The following is a 16,686-nucleotide window of genomic DNA, read 5'->3' as shown; positions in this document are numbered from 1 at the left end:
CGGCTCACCATGACCTCGACCTCCCTCGATTGGCCGACCCAGGCGCTGGGCAACGTGGGCGCCGAGTTCGAGGTGCTGGGGCCGCCGGAGTTCGCTGCGCACATCCAGGAGTGGGGCGCCCGCTTCCTGCGGGCCACCGGATCCGGCGCGCCGGGGAGACCGTCCCCGCCGTAGCCCGGACCGCGACGACGGCGCGGCGTCCGTGGCGGCCGGCCGGGGCGACGGAAGGCGTGCTGCCAGGGGAGCCCGCGCCTATCCGCGTAACCCTTATCCCGATTTTTCGCTCTTGGAGAGCATTTCTAAGACTTTGTCGAGCCGGACCTTCCTGTTCTCCGGCGTGAGCGCCTGGAGCAACGGCAGCATCACCAGGTAACGGCCGGTCTTGTCGAGCGCCTCGAACGCCTTGCCGGCCTCCGGGTTCGCGTCGAGCGCCGCCGCGAGATCGGGGGGCACCGTCGCCGTCTTCTGCGACTCGTAGGCCACCGCCCAGCGCCCGTCCTCCTGCGCCCTGCGCACCTCGGCCAGGCCGGGTTCGCGCATCCGCCCGGCGGCGGTCAGCATCGCGACCTTGTCGACGTTCACCTGCGACCACAGGCTCCTGGGCCGGCGCGGCACGTACTTCTGCAGGTAGTACTGCTCGTCGAGAGGGAGCCGTTGCCCGGAGATCCAGCCGTAGCACAGCCCGACGTCGACCAGCTCGTCGGAGGTGACCGTCGGGATGCCGGACTTCTTCTTGGCCAGCTTGATCCACAAGCCCTCGTGGCGCGTGTGGTTCTCGGCGAGCCAGCTCTCGAACGCCTCGGCGTCCACGAAGGCGATGATCTCCACTCCGTCGCGCTCATCCATACGGATCAGGCTATCCGCCCGTCGCGCCGGTGGAGATCATCGATTGCCGGACCCCCGAACCGGCGGCGTGCCGGCCAGGCGGTTCCCGATCCCTCCCGCCCGGAGAACCCGCTCGAACGGATCGAGCCGGCCAGGTCCGACGGCCGCCGGGCGAGAGCACCCTCCGCCCGGGCCGCCCCGCCACCTCGGTCCGTGAGGAGGTCACGCCACGCGTACGGCGATCTCGGGGTAGTCGAGCACGAGGCCGGACTCGTCGTAGACCAGGCGGCACGCGAAGTCGAAGACCGGGGCGCTGTAGTCGTAGCGCTGCCGGGAGCCCTCGTCGGCGACGCGGACGTAGTCCTGCTCGAGCCGTTCGACGGCGAGGTCGGTGGCGCGTACGTAGGCGGCGGGGGCGGCCGACTTCTCGCCGGCGCGCAGGCCCATCCGATGCGCGGGGAAGGCGTTGGTCATCGCCGAGGACTCCAGGTCGACGTCCAGGCAGCCGTCCAGGTGGGGGGCAGGCGTGTCGTCGACGCGCCAGTGACCGGCGCCGTCGGCCTCCAGCACGGTGTGCCGGGTTCCCGAGGCCGAGCGTCCCGTGATCCGCGCGCTTCGCGTGGTCCAGGAGGCGTCCAGCTCGATGGAGTAGCCGACGATCCAGGTCTGGCCCTCCTCGACCGCCGTCGTGCACCCTTCGATGAGAAGGCCGTCGTCCGAAGGCCGGAAGTAGGTCACCTCGAAGCCGTCCCGCGCGTCGAGATGCCGCCAGGCGGCGGTCCTCGGCGGTGCTGTGAAAGTCATGACGCGATTCTTCCCGCTTCCCGCCGAACGTCTTCCCGCTTCCCGCCGAACGTCTTCCCGCTTCCCGCCGAACGTCTTCCCGCTTCCCGCCGAACGGCGGGCCCGCCGAACGGTGGGCCCACCGCCGGGATCACCGCGCGACGCGGAAGAACTCACGCAGGTCGCCGACGAGCAGGTCGGGTGTCTCCATCGCGGGGAAGTGGCCGCCCCGGTCGAACTCCGACCAGTGGCCGACGGTGTTCGCCGGGTCGGCGAGTGCGCGGATCGTCATGTCCGCCGCGAACACCGCGATCCCCTGCGGCGGCGCCGGCGCGGACGGCCACCCGCCCTGGTCACCGCCGGACTGCGCGGCGGCCATCTCGCGGTAGGCCTGCATACCCTCGTAGAGGATGTCGGCCGAGGACGCGCCGGAACCGGTGAACCAGTACAGGCTCACGTTGGTGAGCAGCCGGTCGCGGTCCACCGCGTGCTCGGGCAGTTCGGCGGCAGGGTCGGTCCACTCCTTGAACTTCTCCGCGATCCACGCCAGCTGTCCGATCGGCGAGTCGGTCAGCGAGTAGGCGATGGTCTGCGGCCGGGTGGACTGCAGGTGCAGATAGCCGAAGTCATCCTGGCGGGCGGCGTTGAACCGCTCGGCGCGCGCCCGGTCCGCGCCGGACAGGCCGTCCGGCTCGACGGGCGGGCCAAGCGGGTACGGCGACGGACCGTTGATGTGGGTGGCGACCACACGGCCGGGGGCGGCCATGGGCAGCAGTGCGGTCACGCCGCCGCCGATGTCCCCGCCCTGCGCGGCGAACCGCTGGTAGCCGAGCCGGCTCATCAGTTCCCCGAACGCGGCGGCCACCCGGAACAGGTTGCCCCAGCCCGGTTCCCGCACCGGATTGGAGAACCCGAAGCCGGGCAGCGACGGGATCACGACGTGGAAGGCGTCCGCCGGGTCGCCGCCGTGCGCGCGGGGATCGGTCAGCGGCCCGATCACGTCCAGGAAGTCCACGAACGAGCCCGGCCAGCCATGGCACAGGACCAGCGGCAGCGCGTCCGGCTCGGGCGAGCGGACGTGCAGGAAGTGGACGTCCTGGCCGTCGATCGTCGTCACGAACTGCGGGTGCTCGTTCAGCGTCTTCTCCTGCGCGCGCCAGTCGAAGTCGTTCGCCCAGTAGTCGGCCAGTTCCCTGAGGTAATCGACGGGAACGCCGCGCTCCCAGCCGGTTCCGGAGATCTGCCGGGGCCAGCGGGCGCGGGTGAGGCGATCGCGCAGGTCGTCCAGCTCGGCCTGCGGGATGTCGACGCGGAACGGGCGGATGCCGGTGTTGTTGTCCATGACGAGAAAGGTAGGGGCGATACCGGAAAGCTCCGTTCCTGTATTCGGGCAGACTTGAAACATGTTGGACACGGCACAACGGCTACTGCGGCTGCTCTCCCTGTTACAGATGCCGCGCGACTGGACAGGGCCGGAGCTGGCCGAGCGCCTGGACGTCACCACCCGCACCGTGCGCAACGATGTCGAGCGCCTGCGCGACCTCGGCTATCCGGTGCACGGGATCAGGGGCGTCACCGGCGGTTACCGGCTCGGGGCCGGTGCGACGTTGCCGCCGCTGCTGCTCGACGACGACGAAGCGGTCGCGGTCGCCGTCGGGCTCCGAGTGGGCGCCACGCAGGGCGCGGTCACCGGCATCGAGGAGGCGGCGCTGCGCGCCCTGACCAAGCTCGAACAGGTGCTGCCGCCGCGGCTTCGCCGTCGTGTCAACGGCCTGCGCGCGTACCTCGTCCCGCTTCCGCAGGCCGGCCCCAGCGTGGACGCCGCCACGCTCACCGCGATCGCGGCGGCCTCCCGCGACCACGAGCGGCTCCGGTTCGACTACACCGGCCACGACGGGTCGGCCGGCCGCCGCGAGGTCGAGCCGCACCGGCTCGCGCACAGCCGAGGCCGCTGGTACCTGGTCGGGTGGGACGTCGCGAGGTCCGACTGGCGCACGTTCCGGGTGGACCGGATGCGGTTGCGGACACCGAACGGCCCGCGGTTCACCCCGCGCGAGGACCCCGGCGGTGACCTCGTCGGCCACGTCGCCACCGGCCTGGCCACCGCGCCCTGGCAGTGCCGGGCGCGGGTGACGGTGCACGCACCGGCCGAGCACGTGCGCGCCCGGCTGCCGCCCGGCGTTCCGGTGGAACCTGTGGGCGACGACGCCTGCGTGGCCGAGGTCGGCTCGGACACGCCGCAGATGCTGGCCGGATACCTCGGCATGCTCGACGCCGACTTCGAGGTCACCGAGCCGCCCGAACTCGTCGCGCGGATCCGCGTGCTGGCCGACCGCTACCGGCGGGCGGTTCCGGCGGAGACATCGTGCGGTACGTCGCCGCGTGGCGTGCCCGGCGTCGAGTCGCCCGGCCAAGCCGGTGAAGCTTGAGCGGTCACCGCACCAGCGAGGCCTGACGTGGACGAGGCGGCGCCCTGAGGTGCTCCGAGAGCAGGTCGACGAACGTGAGATCAAAGCGACTCCCGGATGTGTGAGCGATGTCGGCGACACGCCGCGACAGGACCCGACACAGTGGGCACCTGATGCTTAACCTGCAGAAACAGGCGTACACCACCGGCGGATCCAGGCTGTGAAGGCGGCGTGCGTTCTTCGACCGCGATCGCGCGGGTCGCGACAACGAAAGGGACGTCATGACCGGCACCTCACGCCATGTCACATCCTTGGCGACCGCTTCGCCCGCGTTCGAGAGCGAGCTCGGATCGGTCACCCTGGTCGACGCCGGCGCGATGCCCATCCTCAGCGGGCTCTCGATCAAGCACGTCACCCTGGAACCCGGCGCGATCCGCGAGCCGCAGTGGAACGTCAACGCCAACCAGATCGGCTACTGCCTCTCCGGCACGGTGCTGGTGTCGATCCTGGGGAACGCCGACGCCTTCTCCTCGTTCATCGTCGCCGCAGGTCAGATGTACCACGTCGAGTCGGGCGCGATTTACCACATCGAGAACGTCGGTGACGACCGTGCCGAGTTCGTCCTCGCGCTGCGCGACGAACGTCCTCAGCACTTCTCGCTGCACGACAGTTTCAACGCCATGACCGACGCGGTGCTCGGGAACACCTACGACCTGCCCGCCTCGGCGTTCGCCGCCCTCGACCGGTCTCCGGCCCAGCAGATCGTCCGCCGTGCCGGCGCCGCCGACATCCCGGCCACGGCCGGCCTGCCCAACGCCCACCTGTTCGACCTCGAGGGCCAGCACCCGCCGCTGTCCTACGCCTACGGCAGCGCCCGCCTCGCCCGTAGCCAGTACTGGGCCGCCCTGGAGGACATCTCCATGTACTCCCTGCGCATCAAGGAGAGCGGGATGCGCGAACCGCACTGGCATCCCGTCACCGCCGAGATGGGGTACGTGGAGAAGGGGCACGCCCGCATGCGTGTCCTGGACCCCGACGGCACCCTCGACGAGTACGTGCTCGGCCCCGGTGACGTCTACTTCGTGCCACGCGCCTTCCCGCACCACATCGAGGTCCTCGGCGAGGACGACATCCACTTCCTGATCTTCTTCGACCAGGCCATGCCCGCCGACATCGGCTACCGGGCCAGCGCGTCGGCGTTCTCCCGCGAGGTTCTCGCCGCGAGCTTCGGCATGTCCGAGCGTGACCTTCCCCGGTTCCCCTTCACGCCGGTCGACCCGCTCTTCGTCGCCCGGGCCAATCCCCGCGACCCGGTCCGCTGAGGACGTCGTCCGGCCGGCCCTCCCCTCGGTTCCGGTGATCTCGCGGGCCAGGTGGCGGGTGGGCTCGGGGTCGCAGCGAGGTCGCGGGCCAGGTGATGTCGCAGGCCAGGTGATATCCGGGTAACCGTGCCCATCGTCTAAAGTCGGGCGAATGGCCCCGATCCCCTCGCGGCTGGCCTGGTTGGACGCCCTGCGCGGACCCGCCGCGCTCGCCGTCGCGCTGCACCACTCCGGCTGGACCTTCATCCCGGGCCTCTGGGCCGAGGTGGACCGCAGGATCGACGTCGGCACCTGGGGCGTCTTCGTGTTCTTCCTGGTCAGCGGCTATATCATCCCCGCCTCCCTGGAGCGGCGCGGTGATCTGCGGGCCTTCTGGATCGGCCGGGCCTTCCGTCTCCTGCCCCTGCTGCTCGCCGCTCTCGGCCTGGCGCTCCTTCTCGCGTACGCCGGAGCGTTCGCCCTTCATCCGGGCCTGGGCACGCGCCCCTTTCCCCTGGTCGTCCTCGGGAACGTGACGATGCTGCAGGAACTGCTCGGCGTGCCCGCCGTCATCGACGTGATGTGGACGCTCTCGTACGAGATGGCGTTCTACCTGCTGGCGGTCGGGCTGTTCGCCACAGGGCGGGCGCGACGGTCGGCGACGACCGCGATCGTCCTGGCGCTGTCGGCCGTCCTGCTGGGCCTCCTGCTGCCGGGACCGCTCATCGGTGGCCGCGCCGACCTGGTCGCGGCGCTTCTCGGGGTCGCGGTGGTCGCTGTCATCGTGGTGTCGGCGCGGGCGGGGGGCGGGACGCGTACGGCCGCCGCGGTGGCGGGCGGTCTCCTCGGGCTGTCCCTGGTGATCCTGGGCAGCCGGATCGGCGCCTGGCAGGGGCTGATCATCCTGGCCATGATGTTCGCCGGTACGGCCGTGTACCGCGCCGAACAGGGGACCATCCGGTGGCGTACCGCCGTCGCCACCGTGCTGACGGTCCTGGCCTGCGGGATCCTCGCCAAGGACGATCCCGGCTGGGCGCCGGCGATCCTGCTGGCCGCGGGTTTCTTCGCCGCAGGGTTCGTGCTGCGGCGCAGGTCGTTCCCCCGCTGGCTCGCCCACCTGGGGGTGATCAGCTTCTCCCTCTACCTGCTGCACCCGCTCCTGCTGCGGATCAGCCCGAACCTCCCGCTGTTCTTCCTCGCCCTGGTGCCGCTCTGCTACCTGACCCACCGCCTGCTCGAGGCCCCCGCTCAACGTCTCGGCAGACGACTGGCCAGGTCTTCGGTGAGGGAGCCCGCGGAGAGCGGGTCCTAAGGGCCGGTACGGAGCCGGGAGTGGGGGGATTCGCCCGCGCCGGCCTGCGGTCCTGGTAGGTCGTCGTCATGGCGGGTGGAGGGCTCCCAAGGAGTGGCGCGGTCCGGCCTTCCGTGTCGACGGGACTCCCCGGAGCCACGTCGCCGAGCCTTCACCCGCGGGAGCCGGCTTGTGAATCCGAAGCCTTCGCCCAGCTGAGAATCCGAATCGCGTACAGGCGCTGAGCCTCACTCCGCGGTCAGGCTCTCGGTCGCGGTCCGGCCGGCTTCGGCGGCCCGGCCGAGGAAGTCGGCGAGGAGTTCGAGGTCGGCGTCCTCGTAGCCGGCACAGATGTGCTCCAGTGAGGTGTTCATTCCCGCGAAGAGACCAAGGAGTTCCGCGTTGCGGTCGCGGCGGGTGCTGATCTGGACGGCGCGCCGGTCGGAGGGGTCGCGGTCGCGGGAGATCCAGCCGCCGCGTTCGAGCCGGTCGAGGATCCCGGTCATCGTGGCGGGGTGCAGACCGGTCCGCCGTGCCAGGGCGCTCGGGGTGAGCGGGCCGTGCGCGTTGATGAGGTCGAGACAGTCCAGATCGACGTCTTTGAGCTCCAGACGGACGCTGACCTGCCGGTTGAGCAGCGACAGTTGCACGCTCAGCTCGCGCAGCGCTCCCCTGATCGCCACGGTGGTCTGCCGGCGTCGGCGAGCCCCATCTCCAGATGTTACGGGAGTCATATTTTCCCCTTCGTGAAGCAATGTGCTACGTTTCTCGTATCTTATGAAATTCGTACATTCCGGCATCCTGCGGCTAGGGGAATCGACATGATCGTTGTTACCGGAGCCACCGGCACCGTCGGCCGTCGCGTCATCGACCTGCTTCTGCAGATCGGCCAGAAGGTTACGGCCATCACCCGCAACCCGGCCACCGCGGCGCTGCCCAATGGTGTCCAGGTCGTGTATGGCGACCCGTCCAGGCCGGAAACGCTGAGGCCGGCGTTGGACGGAGTCGAGGCCGTACTGCTCAGTCCGCGTGCAGCCGGGAACGCCACCACCCGATTGCTGGCGCTCGCCGCGGATCTTCGTCGCGTGGTCGTGCTGTCAGCCGCCACGGTCGAGTTCCCGGTCGGGCATCCTCGGTTCCACGCTCATTTCCGAGCGGTTGAAGACGCCGTCAGGACCGCCGGCCCGCAGTGGACCTTCCTGCGCTGCGCCGACTTCGCCGCCAACGCCCTCGCCTGGGCGCCGCAGATTCGTGCGACCGGCATCGTCCGCGGCGCTTACGGTGCCGCGGCCACCTCGCCCGTCCACCAGCGTGACATCGCGGAGGTCGCCGTCCGGGCTTTGCTCGACGCCGAACACGCCGGGCACTCCTATGTGCTCACCGGCCCCCAGTCGCTCACCCAGGGCGACAAGGTCCGCGTCATCGGCTCGGCCATCGGCCGGGAACTGACCTTCCAGGAGATCTCTCCCGAACAGGTTCGCCGGGGCATGCTCGCCCAAGGCCTTCCCGAGGAGATTCCCGACCGCCTCCTCGGCTCGCTGGCCGATTACGCCGTGCGGGCGGGCCCGACCACGGACACCGTGGAACGGCTCCTCGGCCGCCCCGCCCTCACCTTCGCCGACTGGGCCGCTGACCACGCCGCCGCCTTCCGGGCCTGATAGGAGGCCGCTGTGTATCTCTCCCGGATCGCACGAATCTCCGGCCTCCTGTTCGCCGGCCTGTTCGCGGGCTTCCTCATCACGGTCCTCGTTCTCGAACTGTCCCTGCGGCGGTCCGGCGCCTCGGTCTACACCCAGGTCCGCATGGTCGAACTCGACGCCCTCGACAAGCTCGCCGCCGCCACCCTCATCCCGGCGTTGATCGCCACCCTGACCGTCGTCGTCCTCGCCTTCAGATCCAAGGCCCGCATCCCAAGGTCGCACCTGACGGCACTGGTCCTTCTGACGCTGGTCCTCGTCATGACGATCACGATCAACATGCCGATCAACGCCGACCAGCTCACGTGGGACATCGAAACGCCCCCCGCGGGCTGGATGACCGTCCGCGACCACTGGCAGATCGCCCACACATTGCGAACCGTCGCGGCCGTAGTGGCGTTCGGTTGCCTGGCCACGGCGGCTCACCTCAGGGCCGGTGGATCTTGACACGGGACGTTTCTCGTGGTCCTCGCGTTCGAGCTTTCTGGGGATCGCGAGCTTTCCGGGCACGGACGGGCCTTCGCGCACTGGCTAGGATCGGTTCATACACGTCTGTTCTGATGGGGGACGGTGACCGAGCCCAGGCATCCGGACGGCCGTCCGCGCGACTCCATCGCGGCGGCCGCGATGGCGCTTTCCCGCCTTGGACGCCTGGGCCGCCCACGTGACCTGCCGGTCATCCTCATGCTGGCGTGGGTGGGCTGGCTCGCCATCCCGTGGCCGTCCAGCGGTCTCGTCCAGGCCCGCAGCGCGACCACCCAGCCCCAGGACGGGCACGCGGGTGCCACGGACGAGTCCCCGTCTCCGGGCACCCATCTCCTCTCCGTCCCCCTTGTGTCCGCTGTCTCCACTGTCTCCCCGGCGCGGGTCCTCGGCGCGGAGCCTCCGAGCGGCGGGCTCTCGGGTACGGACGTCCCGGCGAACTGGAGTCTGAACGCGGCGCCGGCCCGTCCCACGCTGCTCGTGAAGCCGGCGAGACCGTTGGCGACGGTAACGGGCGCGGAGGACGCCGCACAGTCCGAACCGGCCGGCGAGGTGGCGCGGGAGCTGATCGCCCTGGAGCGGGCGCGCATCGCGGAGGAGGTGCACGACGTCGCGGGACACGGCCTCGCGACCATCGCCATGCAGGCCGGGGTCGCCCTGCTCGTTTTCGACGAGCGGCCCGACCAGGTCCGCGCGTCACTGGAGGCGATCCGCTCGACCAGCGTGCTGGCGCTCGGCCGGCTCCGCTCCGCGCTCGACCTCATCGACCCCGGGGCCCTCGCCGACCACGACCTGTCCCGGCTGATCGACGGGGTGCGCGCGGCGGGGGTGCCCGTCGACGTCGAGCCGGCCGCGCCGGATGTTCCCGCGCACCTCGAAGGCGTGGTCTACCGCGTCGTACGCGAGTCGCTGACCAACGTCCTGCGCCACGCCGGTCCGACCAGGGCGCTGGTACGCGTCACCGGCGACCCGGACGCGTTCGTCCTGGAGGTCGCCGACAGGGGGAGCGGTCCTTCCGGAACGGCCGCCGAGGGCCGGGGGCTGGCCGGGATGCGGGCACGGGTGACGGAGGCGGGTGGCGCCTTCGGCGCGGGCCCCCGCGAGGGCGGCGGGTTCCGCGTCGTGGCCCGTTTCCCCAGGGAGACCGTGTGACTTCCCCATGGAGACCACGTGATGTCTCCGGCCGTGGCCCGTTTCCCTCGGGAGACCGCGGGATGTCCCTGGCCGCGGCCCGTTTCCCCGGGGAGACCGCGTGACGTCTCCGGCGGGTCCGATCCGTGTGGCGCTCGCCGACGACCAGGCCGTCGTCCGCATGGGGCTCAGGGCGCTCATCGACCGCGAGCCCGATCTGGAGTTCGCCGGTGAGGCCGCCGACGGCGCCGCCGCGCTGCGGCTGCTGCGCGAGACCCGTCCCGACGTCCTGCTGCTCGACATCCGCATGCCCGGCATGGACGGTATCGACACGTTGCGGGCCATCGCCGCCGATCCCGCGCTTCATGCCACCCGGGTGGTCGTCGTCACCACCTTCGAGGTCGACCGGTACGTCTTCGCCGCCCTCCAGGCCGGGGCCAGCGGGTTCGTCCTCAAGGACAGCGCCCCCGAGGAGATCACCCGCGCGATCAGGGTCGTCGCCTCGGGCGAGGCCCTGCTCTCCCCGTCCGTCACCAGGAAGGTGATCGGGCTGTTCGGCCGGCACGACGTCACCCCGGTGGAGGGTCTCGACACCCTCACCCCCAGGGAGCGGGAGATGGTCGCCTGGGTGGCCACCGGTCGCTCGAACGACGAGATCGCCGCGGAGCTGGTCATCAGCCCCGACACGGTCCGTACCCATGTCAGCCGCGCCATGGTGAAGCTGCGCGCCCGCGACCGGGCCCAACTGGTCGTCTTCGCGCTCAGGTCCGGGGTGGCGATCCCCTGAGGAAGCCCCGGTAGTCACGCTGGTCCAGTTGCGCCTCGATCTGCTTCACCGTGTCGAGCCCCACCCCGACCATGATGAGGACGCTCGTCCCGCCGAACGGGAAGTTCTGCTGGGTCGCCGGGTCGCGCAGCACCATGAACGCGATGATCGGGATCAGGGACAGGGTGGCGAGGTAGGCCGCTCCCGGTGCGGTCAGCCGCGAGAGCACGAACCGCAGATACTCCGCGGTGGGCCGTCCCGGCCGGATGCCGGGGACGAACCCGTTGAACCGTCTCATGTTGTCGGCCACCTCCTCCGGGTTGAAGGTGATGGACACGTAGAAATAGGTGAAGGCCACGATCAGCAGGAGGTATGCCGTGATGTAGACCGGATGGTCGCCCGAGACGAGATAGCGCGCGATCCACGTGGACACCGGTCCGGTGCCGCCCGTCAGTTGCATCGCCAGCTGCGGCAGGAAGAGCAGGGACGAGGTGAAGATGACGGGGACGATCCCGGCCTGGTTGACCTTCAGCGGGAGGTAGGTCGAGGTTCCGCCGTACATCCTGCGCCCGACCGTCCGCTTGGCGTACTGCACCGGGATCCGGCGCTGCGCCTGCTCGACGAACACCACCGCCGCCACCAGGAAGACGCCCGAGACCAGCATCGTCGCCAGGGCGAGCGGGTTGAGCAGGAAGATGTTCGACATGTAGGAGGGGAACACGGCGATCACCTGCGTGAAGATCAGGATGGACATGCCGTTCCCGATCCCCCGGTCGGTGATCAGCTCGCCCAGCCACATGACCACGCACGTCCCGGCCACCAGGGTGACCACGACCACCGCGATCGTCATGAGGCTCCGGTCGTGCAGCAACTGCCGGTCGCAGTTGGGGAAGATCCGGCCCGCGCGTGCCATCGCCACGACGGTGGCGGCGTTGAGCACGGCCATCGCCACCGTCAGGTATCTCGTGTACTGCGTGATCTTCGCCTGCCCCTGCCGTCCCTCCTTCCTGAGCGCCTCCAGGCGCGGGACCATCACGGTGAGCAGCTGGACCACGATCCCGGCGGTGACGTACGGCATGATCCCGAGGGCGAACACCGACATTTTCAGCATCGCCCCGCCGCTGAACAGCTGCAACATGTCGACGAGCCCGCCGCGGGTGCCCCCGTTCAGGCACTCCCGCACCGCGACCACGTTCACGCCGGGCGCCGGCAGCGTCTGCCCGAACCTGAACAGCGTGATCATCGCCAGGGTGAAGAGCAGTTTCCCGCGGAGGTCGGGCACGCGGAAGGCACGGATGAGCATGGTGGGCATGCGCCGAGTCTGGGCGTGAGAGCGTGGCGCGGCATCCGCTCATCCGAGGCTTCGCCGTACGCGAATCCGCGTACTCCCCGGCCGGATCCCCGTGATCTCCGGCTGAACCCCCGGGCCTCGGCCGGATCCGCGGTGACCTTCGCCGGGTGTCTCCCAGGCCGGGCGTCACCTCGCACCCGGCCCTGCGCGACGCGCTCGAAGCTCTCGGAAACCACCGAGTCCCCTCATGAACCCATGACTTCGTCAATGCAGCACGAAGTTCGCGCGATGCGCTCATCTGGCCGAGGGCGGGTGCCATCCGCTGACCTAACTTCGAGGTATGTCCAGCTCGCACACCACCTTGAGGAACCGGCCATGGCCTTCGTCACCACCGCCGACGGTACTGAGATCTTCTACAAGGACTGGGGCGGCGGGCAGCCGGTCGTCTTCAGCCACGGCTGGCCGCTCAACGCCGACGTCTGGGACGACCAGCTGAAGCTGGTCGCGGACAACGGTTTCCGGGCCGTCGCGCACGACCGCAGGGGGCACGGCCGTTCCGGCCAGCCCTGGAACGGCAACGACATGGACACCTACGCCGACGACCTGGCCCGGCTGATCGAAACCCTCGACCTGCGCGAGGTGATCCTGGTCGGTCACTCCACCGGCGGCGGCGAGGTGACCCGCTACATCGGCCGGCACGGCACCTCCCGCGTCGCCAAGGCCGTCCTGCTGGGCGCGGTCCCGCCGCTCATGCTGAAGACCGGCGCCAATCCCGAGGGCCTGCCGATCGAGGTGTTCGACGGCATCCGCGCGGGGGTCGCGGGCGACCGCTCGCAGTTCTACCGGGACCTCAGCATGCCCTTCTACGGCTTCAACCGGCCCGGCGCGGAGGTGTCGGAGGGGGCGAGGGACGCCTTCTGGATGTGGAGCATGCAGGTGGGCCTCAAGGGGGCGTACGACTGCGTCAAGGCCTTCTCCGAGACCGACTTCACCGAGGACCTCCGGCGCTTCGACATCCCGACCCTCATCGCGCACGGCGACGCCGACCAGATCGTGCCCATCGTCGCCGCCGGCCCGAAGTCGGCCGAACTGGTCAAGGGCGCCACCCTGAAGGTCTACCCGGGCAGGCCGCACGGCCTGGTCGGCGCCTACAAGGACGAGTTCAACGCCGACCTGCTGGCCTTCGCCAGGTCTTGAGACGGATCGGTTCCTGGGACGGCCCGGCTTCTGGGACGGTCCGACGCCTCGGAGGGTGCGGCATCGCCTCACCGCGATCGCGAACATTCGAGGGTCGAAATCGTTCGGGAGCGCACGATTCTCTTTTCACACCGTACGGTTCGCGTTTCAAGCCATACGGTTCGCGTTTCGCACCACACGGCTCTCGTTTCGCGTCCCAGGGACCGGCCGTTCCGATGTCCGGTGTCCGGCGACGCCGTGACCCCTCAGGCGTGCGACGGCCGCGACGTCGCGAGGCGTCGCTGCTCCTCCTCGACGATCTGGCGGGCCAGGGTCTGTTCCGAGATGTCGACCGCGTCAGGGGTGGACTCGGCCAGGTCGCTGCGGCGGGCGTAGGTGTCGAAGAGCCCGACCTTGCCGCGGAGGATGTCGAGCATGCGCTGGTCGACGCTGTCGGCCGTCAGGAGGCGGTGTACCTGGACCTTGCGGACCTGCCCCATGCGGTGGGCGCGGGCCACGGCCTGGCTCTCCATGGTCGGCTTGACCTGGGGCTCGCAGATGATCACCACCGAGGCGGCCTGCAGGTTGACGCCGATCCCACCGGCCTGGATCTGGCTGAGCAGCACGGCGTGACCGGGGGCCGCCGTGAACTCGTCGATGACCTGCTGGCGGCGGGCGGTGCCGAGGTCGCCCGAGATCGGCCCGTGGACCCGGCCGCCGGGGTCGCCGGAACCGTCACCGGGGGATCCCGGGGCGCCGGTGCCCCCGAGAGCCCCGTGGACGGCGGCCATGACGTCGCGGAAGTAGGAGAAGACCACGACCTTGAGATCGTTGCCCGCCGCCTCGTCGACGAGTTCCAGCAGCCTCTGGAGCTTGGCCGACGTCTCCGGCACGGCGTAGGCGGCACGGCGCATCGCCATGAAGTTCCCGTCGGCCACGGCCTTCCGGTAGGCGGCGAGGTCCGCCGGGCTGAACTCCTCCCACTCGTCCACGTGCACGAGGTCGGGCAGCTCGGCGAGCACGTCCTCCTGGTTGCGGCGCAGGTAGACCGGTGCCACGGCCCTGCGGAAGGACTGCCCTCTCGCGGCTCCCGTCCCCGCCACCGTCGCCAGCGCCGCGGCGTCGCCGTTCCGGATGCCCGGGAGCAGATCGGGCCTGAGGTAGCCGATCAGGTTGCGGAACTCCTCGACGCGGTTCTCCATCGGGGTCCCGGTCATGAAGAGCACCCGGTCGGTACGGCCGCACCACCGGGCGACGGCCTGGGAACGCCGGGCGGCCGGGTTCTTGACGTAGTGCGCCTCGTCGACCACGAGCATCCCGAGCGCGACGTCGCCGGGGATCTCCAGCCGGTGCAGGGTGTCGACGGTGGTCACGGCGACGCCACCGGTGCGGATCCACTCCGCCAGGGCCGCGGTCCGGTCGCCGCCGCGCAGGGAGTAGGCCGGCAGCGTGCTGCGGGCCTCGATCTCACGTACCCAGTTGATCAGGACGCTGGCCGGGCAGGCCACCAGGAAGTGCCTCTCGCCGCGCGCCCAGAGGTGCGCGAGGGCGGCGATGGCCTCGATGGTCTTGCCCAGGCCCATCTCGTCACCCAGGATCACCCGCCGCTGGGCGAGGGCGAAACGGGCGCCGAACGACTGGTAGCCGCGCAGGGAGACCCGGCGGTTGGTGTCGTCGAGGTCCTGGGCCTTGACCCGCGCGGAGATGTCGTCGGGCAGGAAGCCCTCCGAGGCGACACGGTCGGGTTCCGTGGCCGCAATCTCGGCGAGCAGGTTGTAGTACTCGGACGCGCGGAGCTCGAAGTCGACCCACGCCTCGATGCCGGAGACCGGCGGGCGCAGCAGGTCCACGGAGGCCTGGCCGAAGAGCAGCGCCGTGCCGGACGCGTTCGCCTCCGCGATCACGTCCTCGATCCGCGCGACGGCCTCCTGCGCACGGTGACGGCCTCCCTGGCCCGCGAGCAGCATCCGCAACCACCCGCGAGCGGGTTGCGCGGCGGGCAGGAGCGAGGCCAGCCTCCGCTCGATCCTCCGCGCGGCACCGCCCGCGCGCGGCAGGTCGGGGCCGGCGTTCACCAGCCGGTTCAGCGCGACCAGCAGCTCCGTGGTCTCGTCGTCCTGCCGGTCGACGTCGATCCGCAGCGCCACCGTCTCCTCCACCGCCTTGGCGATCTGCCCGGCGGCGGCGTGCGCCTGTTTCGCGTTCCACGCCCCGACCCCGGGGTGCAGCTGGAGCGCGTACGGCGTGGTGTCCAGGATGTCGAGGATCGTCTGGTAGCCGGCCTGTTCGAGCGCCCTGATCCGGAGCCGCCCCACGGTGACGTCCTTCAGGCGCGTCAGGGGAATCTCCGCGAGCTCCTCTCGTGCCAGGCGCGTGCGTACGGAGGCCAGCGCCCGCCGGGCGTCGGCGCGCGCCCGCGCGTCATCGGCGAGCAGCGTGCGCGCGTGGGACCGGAGGCGACCCGCCCTCTGGAGGAGGGCCCTGACCTGCCTGGGGGTGGATGCCGGGTCTTCTCGCTCGACGTCGCCCAAGCTCTCGTCCCTCCCGTCACGGCCCGATCGCGGTAGTTCACCGTCGCCAACCACCCGGCCGGTTGTCAACGACCGGCCAGGCCGGACACGGCGTCACAGCCCTGTGCCCGCTGTCGAGTCGGCCCGGCCGGGCCGGGGCCGCGGTCCCGCCGCGGTTCCGCTGCCACCGCGACCCCCCTGCCCGCCGGGCACGCGCCGGAACCGATTGTCGGTGTCTCCTGGCAGAATCCGCGTGTTCTTGACCTGAGCGGCCGAAAGTGGAGGGAGACAGATGCCGGAGCGAGGGAACGCACCGCTGGTACGGCTCGACCCGTGGGCGGAGACCGATCTCGACCTGCTGCGTCGCATCAACGCACCTGAGATGACCGAGCACCTGGGAGGCCCGGAGACCGAGGAGAAACTCCTCGACCGGCACAGACGGTATGTCGACATCGCAGGGAAGGAGACCGGCCGGATGTTCGCCGTCGTCCTGCTCCCCGAGCTCCAGCGGGTCGGCAGCATCGGATACTGGGAACGCGTCTGGCGGGACGAGACCGTGTACGAGACCGGCTGGAGCGTCCTGCCGGAGTTCCAGGGCAGGGGCATCGCCGTCGCGGCGGCCCTGGCCGTTGTCGCCAGGGCGAGGGCGGAGCGCAGGCACCGCTACGTTCACGCGTACCCCTCCGTCGACCATCCCGCGTCGAACGCGATCTGCAGGAAGGCCGGGTTCCGGTTCGTCGCCGAGTGCGACTTCGAGTACCCGCCGGGAAACGCCATACGGTGCAACGACTGGCGCGTGGACCTCACCGCGGAGACGTGAGACGTCCCGCCCGGACGGGGCAGGAGGCGGCGCGGGGGGCGTCTCTCCCGGTCGTACGGTGAGTTGCCCCTCCACAGGCGCGAGTCCGTAATAGTGCACTTTGGGGGCTGAGTGTGCATTCCTGCGCAGAAGGAAGTCTCGACTGTTTCTAGTGTCCGTGGTGTCCGAACGGCACGACCCCTCCACCACCCGCACAGGAGCATG

Annotated in this window: 15 protein-coding genes; 9 read left to right on the top strand and 6 right to left on the bottom strand. The window is 70.5% G+C overall.

Going from position 1 to position 16,686, the window contains the following annotated elements:
- Window positions 1-267: 267 nt before the first annotated feature.
- The 3 genes from AB0G15_RS41885 to AB0G15_RS41875 form a co-directional block, all read right to left on the bottom strand.
- The gene (locus AB0G15_RS41885) at window positions 268-846 is read right to left on the bottom strand and encodes a YdeI/OmpD-associated family protein (RefSeq protein WP_362851109.1); all 579 of its coding nucleotides are present in this window, start codon (window positions 844-846) and stop codon (window positions 268-270) included.
- A gap of 201 nt (window positions 847-1,047) precedes the next feature.
- Window positions 1,048-1,629 carry a putative glycolipid-binding domain-containing protein gene (locus AB0G15_RS41880; protein WP_362851108.1) on the bottom strand — a complete coding sequence of 194 codons (582 nt, stop codon included), beginning with the start codon at window positions 1,627-1,629 and terminating at the stop codon, window positions 1,048-1,050.
- Window positions 1,630-1,759: 130 nt separating this feature from the next.
- Entirely contained in the window at window positions 1,760-2,950 is a 1,191-nt protein-coding gene (locus AB0G15_RS41875; RefSeq protein WP_362851107.1) for an epoxide hydrolase family protein, read from the bottom strand.
- 61 nt (window positions 2,951-3,011) lie between these two features.
- On the opposite strand from AB0G15_RS41875, the gene AB0G15_RS41870 reads away from it, so the two are divergent.
- The 3 genes from AB0G15_RS41870 to AB0G15_RS41860 all read left to right on the top strand — a co-directional run bounded on the left by AB0G15_RS41870 (window position 3,012) and on the right by AB0G15_RS41860 (window position 6,629).
- A complete protein-coding gene (locus AB0G15_RS41870; protein ID WP_362851106.1) occupies window positions 3,012-4,037 on the top strand; it encodes a WYL domain-containing protein in 1,026 nt (341 codons plus the stop codon).
- A gap of 290 nt (window positions 4,038-4,327) precedes the next feature.
- Window positions 4,328-5,338, top strand: coding sequence for a cupin domain-containing protein (locus AB0G15_RS41865; protein WP_362851105.1), 1,011 nt, complete (start codon window positions 4,328-4,330; stop codon window positions 5,336-5,338).
- 151 nt (window positions 5,339-5,489) lie between these two features.
- Complete coding sequence (locus AB0G15_RS41860; protein WP_362851104.1) at window positions 5,490-6,629, top strand: acyltransferase family protein; 1,140 nt, start codon at window positions 5,490-5,492, stop codon at window positions 6,627-6,629.
- Between the two features lie 227 nt (window positions 6,630-6,856).
- Here AB0G15_RS41860 and AB0G15_RS41855 read toward each other — a convergent pair whose 3' ends face one another.
- Window positions 6,857-7,291, bottom strand: coding sequence for a MarR family transcriptional regulator (locus tag AB0G15_RS41855; protein WP_362697223.1), 435 nt, complete (start codon window positions 7,289-7,291; stop codon window positions 6,857-6,859).
- A 138-nt stretch (window positions 7,292-7,429) separates the two neighbouring features.
- Here AB0G15_RS41855 and AB0G15_RS41850 point away from each other — a divergent pair, with 138 nt between their 5' ends.
- The 4 genes from AB0G15_RS41850 (at window position 7,430) to AB0G15_RS41835 (ending at window position 10,706) form a co-directional block, all read left to right on the top strand.
- Window positions 7,430-8,266, top strand: a complete 837-nt coding sequence (locus AB0G15_RS41850) for an NAD(P)H-binding protein (RefSeq protein WP_362851103.1) — start codon at window positions 7,430-7,432, stop codon at window positions 8,264-8,266.
- A 12-nt stretch (window positions 8,267-8,278) separates the two neighbouring features.
- Entirely contained in the window at window positions 8,279-8,752 is a 474-nt protein-coding gene (locus AB0G15_RS41845) for an anthrone oxygenase family protein (RefSeq protein WP_362851102.1), read from the top strand.
- Window positions 8,753-8,875: 123 nt separating this feature from the next.
- Window positions 8,876-9,940, top strand: coding sequence for a histidine kinase (locus tag AB0G15_RS41840; protein ID WP_362851101.1), 1,065 nt, complete (start codon window positions 8,876-8,878; stop codon window positions 9,938-9,940).
- Window positions 9,941-10,040: 100 nt separating this feature from the next.
- Entirely contained in the window at window positions 10,041-10,706 is a 666-nt protein-coding gene (locus tag AB0G15_RS41835; RefSeq protein WP_362851100.1) for a response regulator transcription factor, read from the top strand.
- Here AB0G15_RS41835 and secY read toward each other — a convergent pair.
- Window positions 10,681-11,997 carry a preprotein translocase subunit SecY gene (secY, locus tag AB0G15_RS41830; protein WP_362851099.1) on the bottom strand — a complete coding sequence of 439 codons (1,317 nt, stop codon included), beginning with the start codon at window positions 11,995-11,997 and terminating at the stop codon, window positions 10,681-10,683. The two genes, AB0G15_RS41835 and secY, sit on opposite strands and share 26 nt — an antisense overlap.
- 354 nt (window positions 11,998-12,351) lie before the next feature.
- Between secY and AB0G15_RS41825 the strand changes: the two genes are divergently transcribed.
- On the top strand, window positions 12,352-13,173 hold the full coding sequence (locus tag AB0G15_RS41825) for an alpha/beta hydrolase (protein ID WP_362697208.1): 822 nt from the start codon (window positions 12,352-12,354) through the stop codon (window positions 13,171-13,173).
- 245 nt (window positions 13,174-13,418) lie between these two features.
- Here the strand turns inward: AB0G15_RS41825 and AB0G15_RS41820 are convergent, their stop codons facing one another.
- Entirely contained in the window at window positions 13,419-15,683 is a 2,265-nt protein-coding gene (locus tag AB0G15_RS41820) for a DEAD/DEAH box helicase (RefSeq protein WP_362851098.1), read from the bottom strand.
- Window positions 15,684-15,954: 271 nt separating this feature from the next.
- On the opposite strand from AB0G15_RS41820, the gene AB0G15_RS41815 reads away from it, so the two are divergent.
- Entirely contained in the window at window positions 15,955-16,482 is a 528-nt protein-coding gene (locus tag AB0G15_RS41815) for a GNAT family N-acetyltransferase (protein WP_362851097.1), read from the top strand.
- The last annotated feature ends 204 nt before the right edge of the window (window positions 16,483-16,686 follow it).

Source organism: Streptosporangium sp. NPDC023825 (genome assembly GCF_040639575.1).
Classification (GTDB): Bacteria; Actinomycetota; Actinomycetes; order Streptosporangiales; family Streptosporangiaceae; genus Streptosporangium.
The sequence above is the reverse complement of the archived record's forward strand: the minus strand, read 5'-3'. Positions and strand labels throughout refer to the sequence as shown.